The following is an 808-nucleotide window of genomic DNA, read 5'->3' on the forward strand; positions in this document are numbered from 1 at the left end:
CCGTCGCTGAATGTGGCACGCACGCGATCTTCGCCGCCAACATCGGGTCCTATACCCAGTCCGAGGTGGTGCTTGTTGAGCCGCTGCTGGATCGACTGACCTCGGGAATGCTCCTGATGGCTGATCGTGGATTCTTCTCATATGCGTTGTGGCGCAGGGCGATCGCTACCGGTGCAGATCTGTTGTGGCGGGTCAGCACCTCAGCGTCGGGACCCAAACCTGTATTTGTGGCTGATCTGGAGGACGGGTCATGGCTGGCGGATCTGCAGCAAACACATTCCGCGGCGGCCAGGCGTGCGGCACCGATGCGGGTGCGGGTGGTTGACTACACGATCGATGACGGCCGCGACAATCCCACCCCGTACCGGTTGTTCACGACGCTGCTGGATCCCGACGAGGTGTCGGCGACCGATCTGGCGGCAGCCTATACCCAACGCTGGGAGATCGAGTCGGTCTTCGATGAACTCAAAACCCACCAACGCGGTCCGCGCACGGTACTGCGATCGAAGTCCCCAGATCTTGTCCTGCAAGAGATTTGGGGATATCTGTGTTGTCACTACGCGATACGCTCACTGATGGTTGATGCCGCCTCCCACATAGGCGTCGACCCTGACCGCGTGAGTTTTGTTGCTGCACTGCGTATTACACGCCAATCGGTCGCCCATCAGGGCGACTTTCCCCCCTCACGACCCTGACATCACCAGTCGCAGCTGGCTCACCTTCCTCACCCGACTCACCCGTCGACTCAACCCCGCACGCCGTCACCGAGCCAACCCGCGCGTCGTCAAACGCAAGTACGTGAAATGGC

The 808-nt window shown here is 60.9% G+C and carries 1 protein-coding gene; it reads left to right on the forward strand.

The window, feature by feature from the left end; genetic code table 11:
- A partial coding sequence (locus IEW22_RS19830; protein ID WP_188589128.1) for an IS4 family transposase occupies window positions 1-695 on the forward strand: 695 nt, incomplete at its 5' end.
- Window positions 696-808: the final 113 nt, after the last annotated feature.

It is taken from the genome of Gordonia jinhuaensis (genome assembly GCF_014639795.1).
In the GTDB taxonomy this organism is placed as follows: domain Bacteria; phylum Actinomycetota; class Actinomycetes; order Mycobacteriales; family Mycobacteriaceae; genus Gordonia_B; species Gordonia_B jinhuaensis.